The sequence below is a fragment of the Pseudomonas sp. ES4 genome (assembly GCF_050586665.1).
Classification (GTDB): Bacteria; Pseudomonadota; Gammaproteobacteria; order Pseudomonadales; family Pseudomonadaceae; genus Aquipseudomonas; species Aquipseudomonas frederiksbergensis.
On record NZ_JBOBDO010000009.1, the window covers coordinates 112,453 to 131,644 of the forward strand.

General features: G+C 58.8%; 17 protein-coding genes and 1 tRNA gene. 4 read left to right on the forward strand and 14 right to left on the reverse strand.

What is annotated here, in order from left to right; genetic code table 11:
• Window positions 1-133: 133 nt before the first annotated feature.
• Window positions 134-210 (reverse strand) — tRNA-Met (locus ACQ4OB_RS12890).
• A 300-nt stretch (window positions 211-510) separates the two neighbouring features.
• Between ACQ4OB_RS12890 and dinB the strand changes: the two genes are divergently transcribed.
• Window positions 511-1,572, forward strand: coding sequence for a DNA polymerase IV (dinB, locus tag ACQ4OB_RS12895; RefSeq protein WP_008153950.1), 1,062 nt, complete (start codon window positions 511-513; stop codon window positions 1,570-1,572).
• Window positions 1,573-1,672: 100 nt separating this feature from the next.
• Here dinB and ACQ4OB_RS12900 read toward each other — a convergent pair whose 3' ends face one another.
• The 4 genes from ACQ4OB_RS12900 to ACQ4OB_RS12915 all read right to left on the reverse strand — a co-directional run bounded on the left by ACQ4OB_RS12900 (window position 1,673) and on the right by ACQ4OB_RS12915 (window position 6,459).
• Window positions 1,673-2,626, reverse strand: a complete 954-nt coding sequence (locus ACQ4OB_RS12900) for a hypothetical protein (protein WP_102615617.1) — start codon at window positions 2,624-2,626, stop codon at window positions 1,673-1,675.
• A 17-nt stretch (window positions 2,627-2,643) separates the two neighbouring features.
• On the reverse strand, window positions 2,644-4,359 hold the full coding sequence (locus ACQ4OB_RS12905; RefSeq protein ID WP_074874085.1) for a proline--tRNA ligase: 1,716 nt from the start codon (window positions 4,357-4,359) through the stop codon (window positions 2,644-2,646).
• A gap of 142 nt (window positions 4,360-4,501) precedes the next feature.
• On the reverse strand, window positions 4,502-6,061 hold the full coding sequence (locus ACQ4OB_RS12910; protein ID WP_074874086.1) for an AmpG family muropeptide MFS transporter: 1,560 nt from the start codon (window positions 6,059-6,061) through the stop codon (window positions 4,502-4,504).
• Window positions 6,062-6,105: 44 nt separating this feature from the next.
• Window positions 6,106-6,459, reverse strand: a complete 354-nt coding sequence (locus tag ACQ4OB_RS12915; RefSeq protein ID WP_074874087.1) for an MGMT family protein — start codon at window positions 6,457-6,459, stop codon at window positions 6,106-6,108.
• Between the two features lie 164 nt (window positions 6,460-6,623).
• Here ACQ4OB_RS12915 and ACQ4OB_RS12920 point away from each other — a divergent pair, with 164 nt between their 5' ends.
• Complete coding sequence (locus ACQ4OB_RS12920; RefSeq protein ID WP_074874088.1) at window positions 6,624-7,631, forward strand: DUF481 domain-containing protein; 1,008 nt, start codon at window positions 6,624-6,626, stop codon at window positions 7,629-7,631.
• 108 nt (window positions 7,632-7,739) lie between these two features.
• On the opposite strand, the gene ACQ4OB_RS12925 is transcribed toward ACQ4OB_RS12920, so the two are convergent.
• Window positions 7,740-7,949 carry a cold-shock protein gene (locus tag ACQ4OB_RS12925; protein ID WP_002554837.1) on the reverse strand — a complete coding sequence of 70 codons (210 nt, stop codon included), beginning with the start codon at window positions 7,947-7,949 and terminating at the stop codon, window positions 7,740-7,742.
• Window positions 7,950-8,304: 355 nt separating this feature from the next.
• On the opposite strand from ACQ4OB_RS12925, the gene dcd reads away from it, so the two are divergent.
• Window positions 8,305-8,871, forward strand: a complete 567-nt coding sequence (gene dcd, locus ACQ4OB_RS12930; protein ID WP_074874089.1) for a dCTP deaminase — start codon at window positions 8,305-8,307, stop codon at window positions 8,869-8,871.
• A gap of 106 nt (window positions 8,872-8,977) precedes the next feature.
• Window positions 8,978-9,187: a hypothetical protein gene (locus ACQ4OB_RS12935; protein ID WP_074874090.1), complete on the forward strand. Its 210-nt coding sequence runs from the start codon at window positions 8,978-8,980 to the stop codon at window positions 9,185-9,187.
• A 111-nt stretch (window positions 9,188-9,298) separates the two neighbouring features.
• On the opposite strand, the gene ACQ4OB_RS12940 is transcribed toward ACQ4OB_RS12935, so the two are convergent.
• From ACQ4OB_RS12940 to ACQ4OB_RS12975, 8 genes are all read right to left on the reverse strand, one after another.
• Window positions 9,299-10,063, reverse strand: a complete 765-nt coding sequence (locus ACQ4OB_RS12940) for an ABC transporter ATP-binding protein (protein WP_074874091.1) — start codon at window positions 10,061-10,063, stop codon at window positions 9,299-9,301.
• 13 nt (window positions 10,064-10,076) lie between these two features.
• Window positions 10,077-11,195, reverse strand: coding sequence for a succinylglutamate desuccinylase/aspartoacylase family protein (locus tag ACQ4OB_RS12945; protein WP_430955785.1), 1,119 nt, complete (start codon window positions 11,193-11,195; stop codon window positions 10,077-10,079).
• Between the two features lie 24 nt (window positions 11,196-11,219).
• The gene (locus ACQ4OB_RS12950) at window positions 11,220-11,930 is read right to left on the reverse strand and encodes an ABC transporter permease (RefSeq protein WP_074874093.1); all 711 of its coding nucleotides are present in this window, start codon (window positions 11,928-11,930) and stop codon (window positions 11,220-11,222) included.
• Window positions 11,927-12,655, reverse strand: coding sequence for an ABC transporter permease (locus ACQ4OB_RS12955; protein WP_074874094.1), 729 nt, complete (start codon window positions 12,653-12,655; stop codon window positions 11,927-11,929). Before ACQ4OB_RS12955 ends, ACQ4OB_RS12950 begins: the two co-directional genes overlap by 4 nt.
• Before the next feature lie 56 nt (window positions 12,656-12,711).
• Entirely contained in the window at window positions 12,712-13,494 is a 783-nt protein-coding gene (locus tag ACQ4OB_RS12960; protein ID WP_074874096.1) for a transporter substrate-binding domain-containing protein, read from the reverse strand.
• A 310-nt stretch (window positions 13,495-13,804) separates the two neighbouring features.
• Complete coding sequence (locus ACQ4OB_RS12965; protein WP_430955786.1) at window positions 13,805-15,493, reverse strand: ATP-dependent DNA ligase; 1,689 nt, start codon at window positions 15,491-15,493, stop codon at window positions 13,805-13,807.
• Entirely contained in the window at window positions 15,490-16,524 is a 1,035-nt protein-coding gene (locus tag ACQ4OB_RS12970) for a ligase-associated DNA damage response exonuclease (protein WP_430955787.1), read from the reverse strand. The genes ACQ4OB_RS12965 and ACQ4OB_RS12970 overlap by 4 nt, the downstream gene beginning before the upstream one ends.
• Before the next feature lie 211 nt (window positions 16,525-16,735).
• A complete protein-coding gene (locus ACQ4OB_RS12975; protein ID WP_430955788.1) occupies window positions 16,736-19,186 on the reverse strand; it encodes a penicillin acylase family protein in 2,451 nt (816 codons plus the stop codon).
• Window positions 19,187-19,192 lie beyond the last annotated feature (6 nt).

A 19,192-nucleotide genomic window follows, 5' to 3' on the forward strand; every position in this document is an offset into this window, starting at 1 on the left:
GGGAGCGTTAAGTTGCGGAATCAGAACGATTTCTCAAACCTGCAGCGTCAGCCGTTACGCTCTTTCTATCTTGGTTTTACAAAAGAGACGCGCACAAAAAAGGCCACTCTTTCGAGTAGCCTTTTCTGATGTTTGGTTGCGGGAGCCGGATTTGAACCGACGACCTTCGGGTTATGAGCCCGACGAGCTACCAGACTGCTCCATCCCGCGTCTGTGTGGCGGCATTCTACAGAGGATCGGCAGGCTGTCAACCTTCAGTCTAGAGAAAACCTCTTCCTGTTCAATCGCTTAGCTTGAAAACAGGACGGGGTAATTGGCTGTAAGGTCGGTATGGCAAGGCTTTCAGCTCTATCGGTTGAAGCTTGGCGATTGAGAAAATAAATTCATCGACGCTTTTCCTACAGCTGGAAAAGAACATTCAGACTACTGGTGCTATATACAGGTGCCAGTGAGATACTGCCGATCTGACTCGCCAATACTCTGTTTCTTCACCATGAACACTGCTTTTATATGACGCAGCGAAAAATCATCCACGTCGATTGTGACTGCTTCTACGCCGCCATCGAGATGCGGGACGACCCGCGCCTGGCCGGAAAGCCTCTGGCGGTGGGCGGTTCTGCGGATCGACGTGGCGTGATCGCCACTTGCAATTATGAGGCGCGGGCTTATGGGGTGCGCTCGGCCATGTCGTCCGGGCATGCCTTGAAGCTGTGCCCGGACCTGACCATCGTCAAGCCACGCATGGACGCCTATAGAGAAGCCTCTAAGGAAATACACACGATCTTTCGCGATTACACCGACTTGATCGAGCCGCTTTCCCTGGATGAGGCTTACCTCGACGTGTCTGACAGTGCGCATTTCGGTGGTAGCGCCACGCGGATCGCCCAGGACATTCGTCGTCGCGTCTCTAATCAATTGCACATCACTGTTTCGGCGGGCGTTGCGCCGAACAAGTTTCTGGCCAAGATCGCCAGCGACTGGAAGAAGCCCAACGGCTTGTTCGTCATTACGCCGGATCAGGTCGAGGATTTTGTCAGTGGTTTGCCGGTGAGCAAGCTGCACGGCGTTGGCAAAGTGACCGCAGACAAATTAGGCCGGCTTGGTATCGTCGACTGCTCCCATCTGCGTGAATGGGACAAGTTGGCGCTAGTGCGCGAATTCGGCAGCTTCGGTGAGCGACTCTGGAGCCTGGCCCGTGGGATCGATGACCGGTTGGTGCACAACGACAGTCGTCGGCAGTCAATCAGTGTCGAAAACACCTACGACGTGGATTTGCCGGATCTGGTGAGCTGCCTCGATAAATTACCCGAGTTACTGGAAACCCTGGCCGGCCGCATGGCGCGAATCGACAGCAGCTATCGGCCGGGCAAGCCGTTCGTCAAAGTGAAATTCCATGACTTCACCCAGACCACTCTGGAGCAGGCCGGGGCAGGGCGGGATTTGGGCAGCTATCAGTTGTTGCTGACCCAGGCGTTCAATCGCGGCGGGAAACCGGTGCGGTTGCTGGGGATTGGGGTGCGGCTGGAGGATTTGCGGGGCGGTTTTGAGCAGATGGAGTTGTTTGAACGGTAGGTTTTGCAATGAATATGAGGGCCTCATCGCGAGCAGGTTCGCTCCCACAGGGACGATGCAGTACCTGTGGGAGCGAGCCTGCTCGCGATGCTTTTAGATCTTAATTCGGTCCCGGATCCGCTACCAGTCGCCCGGCATCCTTGGTCAACGACTTGAGGAATTCGGTCTGCAATTCAGGATCGTTGCGCGTCAGTTCGATCAGGCTTTGTTCCAGTTCGGTGGCTTCTTCTTCCAGCCCCAGTTCCGACAAACGTTTGACCCGGTGTACCCACTGGCTCACTTCGTCATCTTCGAGGTCGTCGTAAATCAGCCCGTGAGCTTCGAGCAACTTGCCGCGCAAGGAGCTACTGACCGCCAGGGCCGAATTGGTGTGCACGTCGTCCTGTGCATCCTGGACACTGATCAGCAACCGGCTCAGATGATTGATGTCGTGTTCGGCGAACGGGCTGTCCAGCAGGTTCACGCGCAATACACCGTTTTTGTCGGTGCTCATCTCGAACGTTTCCTTGCCGGCCTTGACCTCAACCGGACGCTCGCTCCATGGCAGGCTCGAGTATTCGGTGCGCTTGTCGAGCTGGACCTCGTCGATTCCCGCCAGGTTCTGTTGCGCGCGACCATGAGACTGTACGTTCATGAACGGGTTGAGCCCGGCGAAACCGTAGCTCAACCAGTCTTTCGTCACGCTGTCCGGCAGGTTGCCGAGGGCGAACACGTTGACCACGTTCGCACCGACACCGGCCACCACGGCCACCGCACCCAGCGGGATCTCGTAAGCCTCCCGCCAGGGTTGGTACGGCGTGTAGCGGTCGTAGTGGCGTGTGACTTCGAATTCGGTGACTTCGAAAGTCTTCTGCTCGTGGATCTTCACCCGACGTTGCGGCAACTCAAGCACCTTTGGCTCGCCGACATCAATCTGCAGGCTGTGATCGAGCAATTTACGCTCGACACGTTCCTCGTGCTCGCTGCGTTGTGACATTTGATTGGCACAGCCGCTGACCAGCAGGGCGCCGCACAGGGCGGCACCACCGAGGCCTAAGGTGTTTCGCTTGAACATGACTTCTCTATCTGGTGTCAGCGGCGGATGCGGGACTGAAGGAAGGACAGCACGTCTGCCACCGGCAGCGCTTGCGCTTCGGGCTCGGTGCGGCTCTTGTATTCAAGATTGCCTTCGGCGAGGCCGCGGTCACTGACCACGATCCGGTGAGGAATGCCGATCAGCTCCATGTCCGCGAACTTGATGCCCGGGCTGGTTTTCTTGTCGCGATCGTCCAGCAGTACTTCGAAGCCGGCGGCAGTCAATTGTGCATACAGCTTGTCGGTGGCTTCGCGAACCTGTTCGGTTTCATAGCGCAGCGGTACCAGCGCGACCTGGAACGGGGCCAGCGTGTCACTCCAGATGATCCCGTTGGCGTCGTTGTTCTGCTCGATGGCCGCAGCCACCACGCGGGAAACGCCGATGCCGTAGCAACCCATTTCCAGGGTGACCGGCTTGCCATTTTCGCCCAGCACTTCGCACTTCATCGCTTTGCTGTACTTGTTGCCCAGCTGGAAGATGTGCCCGACTTCGATGCCGCGTTTGATTTCCAGGGTGCCCTTGCCATCCGGGCTTGGGTCGCCAGCGACCACGTTGCGCAGGTCGGCAACGGTCGGAACTGGCAGATCACGCTCCCAGTTCACGCCGAAGTAGTGCTTGTCATCAATGTTGGCACCGATGCCGAAGTCGCTCATCAGCTCGACGGAGCGGTCGATGATGATTGGCAGCGGCAGGTTCAACGGACCGAGGGAACCGGCGCCGGCGCCAATGGCGTCACGCAGTTCGGCTTCGGAGGCCATGACCAGTGGGCTGGCAACGCCAGGCTGGTTGCCGGCCTTGATTTCGTTCAGTTCGTGGTCGCCACGGATGATCAGGGCAATCAGCTTGCCTTTCTCTTCAGCGTGAACCACCAGGGTCTTGATGGTCTTTTCAATCGGCAGGTTGAAGCCTTCGACCAGTTGCGCGATGGTCTTGCAGTTCGGCGTGTCGACCAGGCGCAGCTCTTCGGCAGGCGCGGCGCGGGAAGTCTCGCGTGGCACGGCTTCGGCTTTCTCGATGTTCGCCGCGTAGTCGGAACCGTTGCTGAAGACGATATCGTCTTCGCCGGATTCGGCCAGCACGTGGAATTCGTGGGAGCCGGCACCGCCGATCGAGCCGTTGTCGGCTTCAACCGGGCGGAATTTCAGGCCCAGGCGGGTGAACACGTTGCAATACGCCTGGTGCATGCGGTCGTAAGTGATCTGCAGCGATGGCTGGTCAGCGTGGAAGGAGTAGGCGTCCTTCATGATGAATTCGCGGCCGCGCATCAAACCGAAGCGTGGGCGGATTTCGTCACGGAATTTGGTCTGGATCTGGTACAGGTTGATCGGCAGCTGTTTGTAGCTGCTCAACTCGTTGCGCATCAGGTCAGTGATGACTTCTTCGTGAGTCGGGCCGGCGCAGAAATCGCGACCATGGCGATCCTTGAAGCGCAACAATTCAGGGCCGTACTCTTCCCAGCGACCGGATTCTTGCCACAGCTCAGCCGGTTGGGTGCTCGGCATCAACACTTCGAGAGAGCCCGCGGCGTTCATTTCTTCACGAACGATGGCTTCGACCTTGCGCATTACTCGCAAGCCCATCGGCAGCCAGGTGTACAGGCCCGAGGCGAGTTTGCGGATCATGCCGGCGCGCAGCATCAGCTGATGGCTGATCACGACCGCATCGGAAGGCGTTTCTTTCTGTGTGGCGAGCAAAAATTGACTGGTGCGCATGGTTGGCCGTTGTCGGTTGCTGATGACGAGAAATGACGGGCATTGTACGGGCGAGATCCGCTGGCGTACAGGCGTGCGGTCGGCTGTGTGGCAGGAGGGCGAGAATCACTCAGCCCTCGGTGATGCTTCCTACGTATAGAGCCTACGACTCTTCCGCCACCTGAGTCGGAATCGGTTCCGGCGTGGGGGTCGGGCCTTCACGGCGGCTCTCCTGGAACCAGTGCAGGGCAATCAGCAATAGTGTCGGAACGCCGAGCAGGGCGGTGATCAGGAAAAAATCGTGATAACCGAATTTCTCCACCATGACCCCCGAGTAGCCGCCGATCAGGCGTGGCAGCAAGAGCATGATCGAGCTGAGCAGGGCGTACTGGGTCGCGGAGAACTTCAGGTTGGTCAGGCTCGACAGGTAGGCGACAAACGCTGAGGTCGCCAGGCCCGAGCTGAAGTTATCCAGGGAAATGGTGGCGATCAGCATGTTCAGGTTGGCGCCCATGTCGGCGAGCATCAGGAACAGCAGGTTGGTGCCGGCTGATGCAATGCCGCCGATGAGCAGAATCGGCAAGATACCGAAGCGCACAATCAGCAGGCCGCCCATGCCGGCACCGACCAGCGTCATGATCAGGCCAAAGATCTTGCTGACGCTGGCAATCTGGTCCTTGGTGAAGCCCTGGTCGATGTAGAACACATTCGCCATCACGCCCATGACCGTATCGGACATCCGATAGGTGGCGATTAGTCCAAGCAACAGGAACGCTTGCCAGCGGTAGCGCAGAATGAAGTCGTTGATCGGCGTCAGCACCGGCGCCAGGCCACGGCGGCCAATGGCCGACAGGCACATGGCGGTGAGCGTGGTGTAGAGGATCGCCCGCAGGAATGCGCGGTCTTCGAGCAGCAGGTCGAGCACGCTCACACCGTCGAACAGCACGCTGGCGAAATCGGTGTTGTACAACTGAGTGAACATGGCCGGCACGGAAACCAACAGCACGATCAGCACAAACACCGATGCCAGTTGATGCACAAAGCTGTAGCGCCCGGCCTGAAGCTGGGTGCGCAGCGGCACCGGCGGTTCGCGCATGAAAAAGGACGTGAGCAGTGCCGGAACCATCAAGGCACCGAACAGGATGTAGGTGCCGGCCCATGCCGAATGCTTATAGTTGAAACCGGTAGAGCCGAAGCCTTCAGCGAAGAACAGGGCGCCAGCGGTGGCCAGCAGCGCGGCGATCCGATAACCGGACATGTAACTGGCGGCGAGGGCGGCCTGGCGAGTGTCGTCGGCGATTTCCAGGCGATAGGCGTCGACCGCGATGTCTTGCGTCGCCGAAGCGAAGGCGACAACTACAGCAATAGCGATCAGCCACGACAAATGCTTTTGCGGGTCGCAGAAACCCATCCCGATCAGGCCGAGAATGACCAGTGCCTGTGAAAGTACCAGCCAGGAACGTCGGCGACCGAGCTTGCCGAGCAATGGCAGGCGCCATTGGTCGAGCAGCGGTGACCAGACCCATTTAAAGGCGTAGGCCAGGCCGATGAGGCTTGCATAGCCAATGGTTTCGCGAGCCACACCGGCTTCACGCAGCCAGACTGAAAGTGTCGAAAACACCAGCATGTAGGGCAGGCCGGCGGCGAAACCAAGCAGCAACAGTACAAGCGTCGAAGGGCTGGCATAGGCGGCGAGCGCGGCGCGCCAGGTTTTACGGGGCATGGGCTGGAGTCTGCCTCAAGAAATACGGAAACAAAGCGCGCACTCTAACCGCTGTGCTCTACCGGGCGCCAGCCATGGCGCTGAATATCAACACGATTGTTCAGGATACTGATGCCCTCCATGCGCAAACGCGCGCGTTGTTCATCCCCCGAAGGGCTGCCGGCAGGCAAGCTGATACGTCCGCCGGCGCCGAGCACGCGGTGCCAGGGTAATTTGCTGTCGCCCGGCAGTTGGCTCAGCGTTCGCCCGACGAAGCGGGCGGCGCGACCCAGTCCCGCCAACTCGGCGAGCTGACCATAACTGACAACTTTGCCCTCGGGGACTTGCGCCAGAGTCAGGTACAACGCCGTGCGTCGGATTTGCGCCGGACTATCGGTAGCAGTGAGTGAGTCGGTCACATCGGCAGTTCCTGAAAAAAGTTCGCTTTACCGTCTGTAGAGTAAATCCTGGATCACCTATTGAGAAATGAACTCATTAGAAATAGTTGGGTCAGTCCTTGCTAGGGTCTTATTCGTATGGATAATGCCGACTTTTTTTCGCAAACTTGAGCCTGTATTTGCTTATGTTGTCCAGAACCCTGCTGTGCCTCGCTGTCGTCAGTGCCTCCACACCCTTGCTCGCCGATACTGTCTGGTTGAAGAACGGTGACAAGCTGAGCGGCAAGATCGTCGTTTTCGATGGCGGCAAGCTGTTGATCCAGACCGAATACGCCGGTGCCGTCCCGATCGACTGGAAGCAGGTCAAAACCCTGGAAAGCGATCAACAGTTGCTGGTCAAGCAGGACGCCTACAATGGTGAAAAAGCCAAGGCACTGCATGCGGCAGAAGACGGCAAGGTCACCCTGGCCAATGGTGACACTCCCAAGACGGTGGAACTGGCAAGCATTCAGCAGATTCTCAAGCCCAAGCCTGTCGTTGAGGATTTGGTGTGGAAGGGCAATGTCGATGCCGCGCTGGATTATCAGCGAGCCGAAAAAGACACCGACGATTACGATATCGACTTCAAGACCAGTGCGCGTCATGGCAGGTGGCGACATACCGCTGAAGGCGAGTACAACCGCGAATTTCAGGATGACGTGGTCACTACCGACAACTGGCGCGGCGAATACTCGCTCGATCGCTTCCTGACCGAAAAGTGGTTCTGGCAGGGGCGCGCAGTCTATAAGCGTGACAAGGTCGAAGAGCTCTCTCGTCAGCGCACCGTCGGTACCGGTCCGGGTTACCAGTTCTGGGATAACGAACTGGGCGCATTCTCGCTAGGCTCGCTGCTCAACCGCACGGACTATGAGTTCAGTAATGGCAACAAGGAAAACTTCTACTCCCTGGCGATGAAGTGGGATTACAACCGCTACCTGATCGGCAAGAAGGTGGAATTCTTCACCAATGGCGAAGTGGGCAAGCCGTTGTCGGACGTGGCGGATTACGCGCTCGATGCCGAACTGGGCTTGCGCTACAAGGTGACCGATTGGGCTTCGCTTAACCTGAAGGCCGAGCGAGATATCATCAGCGGCACCGACGATGCGGATTTGAACAAGACCCGCTACACCGCCGGGTTTGGCGTGACTTGGTAAGACGCAAAAAATCGCAGCCATGGGCTGCGATTTTTTTTGCCTGCAAAACAGACAGGCACAAAAAAGCCCCGCTTTGAGGGCGGGGCTTTTTACTAAAGCAAGTACAAGTTAGATAACTTGAACTTCTTCAGCTTGCATGCCTTTCTGACCGCGGGTAGCGATGAAAGAAACCTGTTGGCCTTCTTTCAGGCTTTTGAAGCCGTCGGATTGGATAGCTTTGAAGTGAACGAACAGGTCGTCACCGGATTGTGGAGTGATGAAGCCGAAGCCTTTTTCATCGTTGAACCACTTAACGGTACCAGTTTGGCGATTAGACATGGTGTAACTCCTTGAACAAAGATAACTGCGACGCAGGAAGAACCCTGGCCGAGACTGAGTGCAAAGAGCAGGAAAAATTCTTGTAGATGGTTGGATCGAAATTCAACATATCGTGTAGAGATTCTCAGTGACACAAGCAGCACAGTGGCGCCACCTTAACCCTTTTTCCGGAACGTGCCAATGCTTCCTGCAAAGGTTTCTCTGTTTTCGTGACTGACGGTCCGCCGGTTTACCCGCAAGGGCCGGAAATTACGGGGGTATCGGCAAAGTTTGTGCCTCGGACTTTGAACCCGAAGCGTGCGCCCGGTAAGATGCCGGACAGATTTTTTCCACCTCGCTATTCAGGACACCCGCCATGAGCATCAAATCGGACAAGTGGATTCGCCGCATGGCGCAAGAGCACGGCATGATCGAGCCCTTCGTAGAGCGCCAGATGCGCGGCGAAGGCGCCGACCGAGTGATTTCCTACGGCGTGTCGAGCTATGGCTACGACGTACGCTGCGCCGATGAATTCAAAGTGTTCACCAACATCAATTCGGCGACCGTTGATCCGAAGAACTTCGACGAGAAGAGCTTCGTCGACGTCAAGAGCGATGTCTGCATCATTCCGCCGAACTCCTTTGCCTTGGCACGCACCGTGGAATTCTTCCGTATTCCGCGCAATGTGCTGACGATCTGTCTGGGTAAAAGCACCTACGCGCGTTGCGGCATTATCGTCAACGTGACGCCGCTTGAGCCTGAGTGGGAAGGCCACGTGACCCTGGAATTCTCCAACACCACCACGCTGCCGGCAAAAATCTACGCCAACGAAGGTGTGGCTCAGATGCTGTTCTTCGAATCCGACGAAGAGTGCGAAGTGTCCTACAAGGACCGTGGCGGCAAGTATCAGGGCCAGCGCGGCGTCACCCTGCCGCGCACCTGATCCGTTCGTCTGGCAAATCGTGGGAATTCTTGAGCGGGTAGACACTCTATGGGGTGTACTGCCCGGTTCGCGCAACGCGGACGGGGCCATCGCTCAGGAGTGCTTTATGAAGATCGATCCGCGAATAAGTGCCGAACTGGCAAGGCTTGAGCCCAATCAGGTTGGCGTTTTGGCCTGGTCCTTGTTGGCACATCCACCTATCGACATGGCAGGGGGCATCCCCGGTCAGCCTGATCCCGATACCCCCAACGAACAACCCACCGAGCCCGGTGAGCCTACCTTGCCGGATGAGCCGCCTCCTGCGCCCGTTGCCTGATACCAAAACGCGTGTAGGAGCAAAGTTTGCTCGCGATGAACGCGACGCGGTCTATTAACGACCGAGTTATCGTTCATCGCGAGCAAGCTTTGCTCCTACGGGTGGTGGGGGTTACTTGAGGTTGCCGCTCAGGAACTGCTTCAACCGCTCACTCTTCGGATTGCCCAATACGTCTTCCGGTGTACCTTCTTCCTCCACCAACCCCTGGTGCAGGAACAGCACCTGATTCGAGACCTTGCGGGCGAAGCTCATTTCGTGGGTCACCATGATCATGGTTCGGCCTTCCTCGGCCAGGCCCTGGATCACCCTGAGCACCTCACCCACCAGTTCGGGGTCGAGGGCCGAGGTGGGTTCGTCGAACAGCATCACTTCCGGCTCCATGGCGAGTGCCCGGGCAATTGCCACGCGTTGCTGCTGACCGCCGGAAAGAAACGCCGGGTATTGATCCGCCACGCGCGAGGCCAGGCCCACTTTGTCGAGATAGCGTCGGGCACGGTCTTCGGCTTCCTGCTTGCTGCACCCCAGCACCCGGCGCGGGGCCATGGTGATGTTTTCCAGCACCGTCATGTGGCTCCACAGGTTGAAGTGCTGGAACACCATGGCCAGGCGGGTGCGGATCCGTTGCAGTTCATTGGCATCGGCCACGTGCATACCGTGGCGATCCTTGATCATGCGGATGTTCTGGCCGTCCAGGCTCATGGCGCCGTCATTGGGCTGTTCGAGAAAGTTGATGCAGCGCAGGAAGGTACTTTTGCCCGAGCCGCTGGCGCCGATCAGGCTGATGACGTCGCCGGTGTTGGCCTTGAGCGAAACGCCTTTGAGTACTTGATGTTCGCCATAGCTTTTATGCAGGCCTTCAATGGTCAGTTTGTACATGGGGCATGCATCCTCAAGGCGAAAGTAGGTAGCCACTGCGATAGGCTTCGGTGCCCGCAATGTGGGCGATCACCATGCCAGCAGTGGCCATGCGCCGTAGCGAGCGGGCGTACATCAACCCGGCGACGGTGCAATGAACGGGGGTGACGCGGTCAAGGATCGGGTCGATGATTTCAGCGATCAGTTGCCCGGCTTCGAGGTATTCCCCGGGTAGCGCGGTGAACACCAGCAGCCCGCCGACCGGTGTCGCTACCGGTTCAACGCCGGCTAGCGGCGTAGCCGGGTAGGGCAGTTCAGGCAGCGAAGCAGGTTCGCCGGCAATGGCGCCGAAGTGAGTCAGGTAATTGATCAGCGCCTGGCAATCGAGGCTGGCCAGCGGGTGATTGACGTCACCCTGGCCGCGCAATTCGACGGTGACCGAAAAACTGCCCAGTGGAATATCGAAGTGTTCGCCGAAGCGTTCCTTCAACTGCCACCAGAGCAGGGTGAAACATTCATCGAACGACTGACCGCCGGAGTCGGTGGCCAGCAGGCTGGCTTCGGCACCGATATAACGCGCCAATGGCTCGACCTGCGGCCAGGCCTCGGGCGTGGTGTAAAGGTGCGCGACCGCTTCGAAATCGCAATGCAGGTCCAGCACCATGTCGGCATCGCAGGCTAGCCGTTGCAGAACCAGGCGCTGGGATTGCAGTTGCGTGCTGGCGGTCTGTCGGGCGAGGGCATTGCGCAGGCTGCTGCGAATCAATTCGAGGTTGCGCTGCGGATCGTCGCCGAGCCGGCCTTCGATCTCGTTGCCGACGGCTTCGCTCAGATCGACGAACCAGCGATTGAAGTTCTGCCCGCTTTCGAGGTCGTAACGACCCAGCGGCACATCCATCAGTACTTGTTCAAGGCCGACCGGGTTGGCCACCGGCACCAGCACGATTTCGCTGCGCAGACGGCCGGCGGCTTCGAGTTCCGCCAGACGCTGCTTGAGGTGCCAGGCAACCAGCATGCCGGGCATTTCGTCGGCATGCAGGGATGACTGGATGTAAATCTTGCCTTTGGCCGATGAGGGGCCGAAGTGAAAGCTGTGAATCTGTCGAGCGGTCCCCGGCAGCGGGGCCAGCAAGTCATGAATCTGGTGGCGCATGTCTCTTTATCCCTAAAGCGGGTCCTAGTGGGTCGGCCCGAGGAAGGCCAGCCATCGGCGTTCGGCGAGGCGGAACAGGCCGACCAGCGCAAAGGTAACGGTCAGGTAGATCAGCGCGGCGATGCCGAACGACTGGAAGGTCAGGAAGGTCGCCGAGTTGGCGTCCCGCGCGACTTTCAATACGTCCGGGATGGTCGCGGTGAATGCCACGGTGGTCGAGTGCAGCATCAAAATCACTTCGTTGCTGTAATAAGGCAACGAACGACGCAGGGCCGAAGGCATGATCACATAGGCATAAAGTTTCCAGCCTGTCAGACCGTAAGCCTTGGCCGCTTCCACTTCACCATGCGCCATGCTGCGAATCGCCCCGGCGAAAATCTCCGTGGTGTAGGCACAGGTGTTCAGGGCGAAAGCCAGGATCGTGCAGTTCATCGCATCGCGAAAGAACGCATCAAGCACAGGTTGGGCGCGCACGGCAGCCAGACTGTAAATCCCGGTGTAGCAGATCAGCAGCTGAATATAGAGCGGCGTACCCCGGAACAGATAGGTGAAGAACTGAACCGGCCAGCGGATGTAGAAGTGCGGCGAAACCCGGGCGATGGACAGCGGGACCGACACCACGAAACCGATGAAGATCGACGCGCTGAGCAGCCACATGGTCATGGCCAGGCCGGTGATGTTGTAGCCGTCGGTATAAAGGAAAGGTTTCCAGTATTCCTGCAAGAGCTCGATCATCGTACGGCCTCCCGGGAACCGGCGGCGTAGCGGCGTTCGAGCCAGCGCAGGACGAAGTTGGAGGCGCTGGTGATTACCAGGTAAATCAGCGCTGCAAGCACCAGGAAGTAGAACAGTTGATAAGTGCTTTTGCCGGCATCCTGCGCCGCCTTGACCAGATCGGCCAGGCCGATGATAGAGACCAGGGCTGTGGCCTTGAGCATCACCATCCAGTTGTTACCGATACCCGGCAGGGCAAAACGCATCATCTGCGGGAACACCACGATCCAGAAACGCTGGCCGCGCTTGAGGCCATACGCGGTTGCCGCTTCGACCTGGCCCCGTGGGACCGCGAGAATCGCGCCACGGAAGGTTTCGGTGAAATACGCGCCATAAATGAAGCCCAGGGTGATAACCCCAGCGCTGAACGGGTTGATCTCGATGTATTCCCATTCCATGAAATCGGTAAACGACGTCAGCCAGGTTTGCAGGCTGTAGAAGATCAACAGCATCAGCACCAGGTCCGGCACACCGCGAATCAGTGTGGTGTAGAGCTGGGCCGGTATGCGCACCAGTTTGACTTTTGACAGCTTGGCGCTGGCGCCGAGCAAGCCGAGCAAAACGGCCACCAACAGCGACAACACCGACAATTTGATGGTCATCCAGGTGCCTTCCATCAGCAACGGGCCGAAGCCGTGGAGGCTGAAGGCGGAGAGCCCCAGGTTTTGTAATAGGTTTTCGAACATAAATCAGCAACCTGATCGGAAGAAAAAAGCGCCCATCGCAAGATGGGCGCCGGGCATCATTTGCCGCTGTACAGATTCAGATCGCCAAAGTGTTTCTTCTGAATGGTGGCGTAGGTGCCATCTTCGTGTAACGCTTTGATACCTTTATTCAAAAGGTCTTTGAGGTCTTTGTTACCTTTAGAGATACCGATAGCTGTTTTGGACGGCAGCAATTCGCTGTCGACCGGCTTGCTGACTTCGTAGCCTTCGCCTTTTGGCGACTTCAGGAAGCCCAGTTCAGCTTGCAGCATGTCCTGAATTGCCGCGTCGAGGCGACCGGAAGTCAGGTCCGAATACACCTGATCCTGGTTCTGATAGGCCTGGGTTTTCACCCCGGCCTTGTCCAGCACGGCTTTAGCGTAGGCTTCCTGAATGGTGCCTTGCTCATAGCCGACGGTCTTGCCCTTCAGCGAAGCGACGTCTGCGGTCAGGCCGGAACCTTTCTTGAACACGTAGGCGGTTGGGCCGGAGAACAGCTCGTCGGAGAAGTCGATGACTTTTTCGCGGGCCGGGGTGACGGTCATCGAAGAGATCACACCGTCGAATTTATTGGCCTTCAAGCCCGGAATCATGCCGTCGAAATCACTTTCGACCCATTTGCACTTGACCTTCAGCTCGGCGCAGATCGCGTTACCCAGGTCGATGTCGAAACCTACCAGGCTACCGTCAGCCGCTTTTGACTCAAACGGAGCGTAGGAAGGATCAACGCCAAAACGCAATTCCTTGTATTCCTTGGCCAGCGCGGAACCGGCTGCCATGCACAACGCCAGTGCAGAAAGGGTCAGCAATGCTTTTTTCATTATTCAATCCCTAAAAACCAATATGAGCGCTTGTGGCGCAGAATTATTGTTACTGGAAAGCGTAAGACCCTATGAAAGTAGCAATTTCCGAACCAGAGTCCCGAACAAGTGTTTTAAAAGGTGATTCAAGAAATGGCAAGGAGGGATTTGTGCACGAAAACGGGCGGTGAGAATTTGATGCACCAACATCGATAGGATCACCACAAAACCCTGTGGGAGCGAGCCTGCTCGCGATGAGGGAGTGTCAGTCGAAAAATTGTTAACTGACACACCGCTATCGCGAGCAGGCTCGCTCCCACAAGGGGTCGGATCAGCTGAGTAAATCCTGCAACGTTCCCAAATTGTCCGCTTCCTCGACCGACTTATCCTGCCGCCAACGCAACATCCTCGGGAACCGCACCGCAATCCCGCTCTTGTGTCGCCTGGACAGGGCGATGCCCTCGAATCCCAGTTCAAACACCAGGCTCGGTGTGACACTGCTCACCGGCCCGAATTTCTCTACGGTGGTCTTGCGCACGATACTGTCGACCTGGCGCATTTCTTCGTCGGTCAGCCCCGAATACGCCTTGGCGAACGGCACCAGTGCGCGTTGGCTCGCGCCAGGCGGCCCGTCCCACACGGCGAAGGTGTAATCGCTGTAGAGACTGGCGCGGCGACCATGGCCGCGTTGCGCATAAATCAGCACCGCGTCGACGCTGAAGGGGTCGACTTTCCATTTCCACCAGACGCCCATGTCCTTGGTCCGCCCGACGCCATACAGCGCATCCCGGGCCTTGAGCATCATGCCTTCGACACCAAGCTTGCGGGAGGCTTGCCGCTGTCGGGCGAGGTCGAACCAGTCTTCTCCGGTGAGCAAGGGGGAAAGGAGTAATACCGGGTTGTTGCCGCTGGCGACGACATGTTCCAGTTGTGTGCGACGCCGGGACTGAGGCTGGTTGCGCCAGTCTTCACCCTGCCACTCCAGCAAGTCGTAGGCGAGGATCACCACCGGCACTTCTTCGAGGATTTTTTTGTCCAGGGTTTTACGACCTATCCGCTGTTGCAGCAGCGCGAAAGGCTTTACCGCGGGTGCAGCCGGGGAATAAGGGTTGAAGGCGTCTTCGGTGGAGGGTTGTGCGGTTTTCCAGGCGACGATTTCACCGTCGATCACCGTGCCGTCGGGCAAGCAGTGAACCAGGCTATCGAGTTCGGGGAAGCGCTCGGTGACCAGCTCTTCACCTCGCGACCAGATCCACAGTCGCCCGTCGCGTTTGACCACCTGGGCGCGAATGCCATCCCACTTCCATTCCACTTGCCAATCGCTGGCCGGGCCGAGCAGGGCTTCGAATTGTTCAACAGGTTGCGATAGCGCGTGAGCGAGGAAAAACGGGTAGGGCTGACCGCCCCGTTGGGCATGTTCGGCAGACGATTCGGCAGCGATCAACTTCAAATAACCGTACGCGCTCGGGCGGTTGGACAGGTCGGTGTAACCCACCAGACGTTGGGCGACGCGTTTGCTGTCGAGCCCGGCCATGGCCGCCAAGGCGCGGGTGACCAGTAACTTGGAAACGCCGACACGGAAACTGCCGGTGATCAGTTTGATGCAGAGCATCAGGCTCTGGCGGTCCAGTTGCGACCACAAGGCCGGCAGTCGCTCGGCGAGGACTTGCGGGGTTTCACCGCGTAGCGGCAGCAGTTTGTGTTCAATCCAGACCGCTAATCCATCGTTGGAACTGTGAAGCGCTCCGGGCATTACCAGCGAAATGGTTTCCGCCAGATCACCGACCGCTTGATAACTTTCTTCGAACAGCCACGGCGAAAGGCCGGAGATTTCCACCGCCAACTCTCGCAGGATGCGTACCGGCACCAGTTGCCGAGGACGCCCGCCGGACAAAAAGTAAACAGCCCATGCGGCATCTTCCGGCGCGGCTTCGGCGAAGTAGTGTTGCATCGCCGCCAGTTTGGCGTTGCTCGAGGTGGTGGCATCGAGTTCGGCATACAAATCGGCGAAGGCCTTCATGGCAGCACCTCGGCGCTCTCGGGTTCGAAGGCTGCGTTTTCGTCCTCATCGTCGCCGTACTCGGTGCTGAAACCCATGGCATCAAGACCTTGTTCGAGCAGATAGCGCACCAGTACCCCAACCGAACCGTGGGTCACTCTCACGCGCTCGGCACCGGTCTGTTCGATGGCCCAGAGCAGGCCCGGCCAGTCGGCGTGGTCAGACAGTACGAAGCCACGATCTACACCACGTCGCCGCCGAGTGCCGCGCAAACGCATCCAGCCGCTGGCGAAACCATCGCTGTAGTCGCCGAAGCGCCGCATCCAGGTGCTGCCGCCAGCCGAAGGCGGGGCCAGGACCAGCGCCTTGCGCATCATGGGGTCGCTCTTTTGTACTTCGCCGGCATAGATCGTGGGCGGTAAATAAATACCACCTTCGCGATAAACCTGATTGAGCGGTTCCACGGCCCCATGCACCAGAATGGGACCGAGACTGGCATCGATGCCGTGGAGAATTCGCTGCGCCTTGCCGAACGCATAGCAGAACAGCACGCTGGTTTTGTCGTCGGCGGCGTTGGCTTGCCACCACTGATTGATCTCGGCAAAAACCTGCGCCTGGGGTTGCCAGCGATAAATCGGCAGACCGAAGGTCGATTCAGTGATGAAGGTATTGCAGCGCACGGGCTCGAACGGCGCGCAAGTGCCGTCGGGTTCGACCTTGTAGTCGCCCGAGGCGACCCAGACTTCGCCGCGATATTCCAGGCGCACCTGTGCCGAGCCGAGGACATGCCCGGCGGGGTGAAAACTCAAAGTGACGCCATGGTGGGTCAGGGGTTGACCGTAAGGCAGGGTTTGCAGGTTGATGCCCTGGCCCAGTCGCGCCCGCAAAATCCCTTCGCCGGGAGCGGCCGCCAGATAATGCCGGTTGCCGATGCGGGCATGGTCGCCGTGAGCGTGGGTGATGACCGAACGTTCGACCGGACGCCACGGGTCGATGTAGAAATCCCCGACCGGGCAGTACAAACCTTCAGGACGCGCGATAACAAGATCCATGTTGTTACCAGAATGAATAGGCCTGTTAGCTAGGAGGTTTGCGCGAGACGAGAAGTTCTATTTTTTTTTTTCGGGAATTCAAGATCGTTCCCACGCTCTGCGTGGGAACGCCTCAAGGGACGCTCCGCGTCCGCTCTTGGGACGCGGAGCGTCCCTGGCTGCATTCCCACGCGGAGCGTGGGAACGATCAAGCGGTCAGGTAGAGGCGGGGTTACTTGCCAGGTGTCAGGGTCAACCGCTTGTTGCCGTACACCTTGTCAAAGTTCTGCGGCTGCATCGGCAAGCTCATGTATTGCCCTTTCAGCCACGGATCAATGCTGTCGAGGTAGTTGTGGCTCGCCGGATTACCGGATTGCCCGGTTCCGTTCTGCCCCATCAGCGGTTCCGCCTGGCCGAAGTCGACGATAAAGCGCATGGCGGGCGCCAGGGTGGTGGTGAAATCCTGGCCCCAGGCGAATGCTGCGGTGTTCAGTGTGGTGTGGTCGCCACCGGCCGCCAGTGGCCCGCGCACCGTCTGGCCGCTGGCGTTTTTCCATTCGTAGCGGTGCAGTTTGCCCCATTGCCAGGTTTTGTGGTCGCCGCCCAACTGACTGTCGCCCGCGCTGATCGCGGCCGCCAGGCTGCGGGCGAGGATCGCCGGTTTGTCTTCTTTTTGCGGTGTGCGAGCGTCATCCCAGAACGGACTGTCCTCACGCCCCAGCAGGTGATCGGCCTGGGCCGCATAGGACAACTTGCCGTTGGCGATAAAGGCTTTCCACGCCGGGCTGCTTTCCGGGCCGAGTTCGTCGAGGAAGATTTGCCGGGTGCTTTGCTGCAGGAACAGTTCGTAAATCGCTGCATCGGCGGAGGTCGGGCTGAGTTTGCCGTCGAAGGCCATCAGGCGGGTGTACGCCTCGCGAGCCTTGCCACGGTCCGCCTCAGGCAACGCTTCAATGGCCTGCTTGAGTGGTTTGGCCATGCCCGGTGCTTCGAACATTTTCTTCAGCTTGGCAGCGAAAGTGGTGGTCTGGTCGTACTGCATGGCGATCAGGCTGCGTGTGTCATGTTTGCCCACGCCCGCCAGTTCGGCCAGGCGTTCGCCACGCTCCGGCGCCGACCAGGAGTTGGACAGTTGCATGCCGTAGCCATGCGGAATGACTCGCTGGTTGGCGGTGCCGAGCCAGCCTTGGGCCGGATCCTGGTCATAGGGATGGAGCATCGGGTCGGCGTAGCCATCCCAATCGTAACGACCTTCCCAGCCCGGCGACGGCAGCAGGCCTTCGCCTTCGCGACGGTTCGGGAAGCGCCCGGTGACTTGCCAACCGATGTTGCTGGCGTCGGCAAATACCAGGTTCAGCGCGATGGCGCGGATTTCGCGGCTGGCGTCCGAGGCTTTCTCGACGGTCTGGGCGCGGGACAGGTCGAAAAACGCGTCCAGGGTCTTGTCATCGGTGAAGTTCGGCGTCTGCAAGGCCAGGCCGAAACCGTTGGCCAGCGTCGTGCCTTGGGCACTGTTGAGCAGCGGGCCATGGCGGGTTTCGTACACCACTTCGCGAATCGGCCGCTGGCCTTTGACGAAGTAGGTTTCGTTGCGCACGATCGCTGGCTGCCATTTGCCACCCACCTCGTAGGAAAGTCCGTTGCCCTGGCGTTTGATTTTTTCCAGGAACAGGTCCTGGTTGTCGCCCATGACAGTGGTCATGCTCCACGCCACTTTGCCGTTGAAACCGCCGAGGACCATCGGCAAACCGGCAACGGTTACGCCAGATGCCTGGTACTTCGGCGCGCGGATCTGCACGTAACTGAACAACGACGGTACGCCCAAGGGGCCATGGCTATCGCTGGCCAGCAGGCTTTTGCCGCTGCGGCTGCGTTGCGGGCCGATCGCCCAGTTGTTCGATGAGGTGGCGCCCAGCAGATTCAGATCGGACAGTTGGCTCGTGGCTTTGCTGATCTCGGCCAGCCCCGGGATTTGCCCGTTGAGCTTGATGCCCTGAAGTTTTTCAGCTTCGGCCAGCGGCAGTTTTTCATCGGGAGCGGACGGGGTCAGCCACGGGAGTTTGTCGTTGCTGACGGTCTGGGCCAGCATCAGCGAGGAGATTTCTTCCGGCAGGTTGGCCGATTGACTGAAATTCAGCAGGCAGAAAATCAGCGCCGAGTCTTCCGGCTTCCAGTATTCAGGCTTGTAGCCGGTGGCCGCGAGGTCCGCCGGCAGCTTGTCGCGATAACGGAACAGGTAGGCGTTGACGCCGCGTGCATAGACTTCGAAGAAGCGTTTGAGGCGCGGCGAAGACGCCTTGTACAGCTCGCCGGCGCTTTTCTTCAGATTGACGGCACGCATGTAGCGGTCAGCGTCGAGCAGGTCCGAACCGGACATCTCCGACAAACGACCCTGAGCCAACAGGCGCAACGTGACCATTTGCGTGATGCGGTCGGTGGCGTGGACGTAACCGAGGGCGAACAGCGCGTCGTGGAAGGTGTTGCTTTCGATCAGCGGCATGCCCATGGCATTGCGGCGTACCGAAACGTTCTGCGCCAGGCCCTTGAGCGGTTGCACGCCGATGGTCGGCGGGAGGGTGTTCTGGGTGTTCCAGGTCTGACAACCGGTCAGGCTCAAAACACCGGCCACTGCTGCGGCAACGCCGAACCGGGGAAGAAAATGTGTAAGGGCTGGCGAGGCCATGGCAAA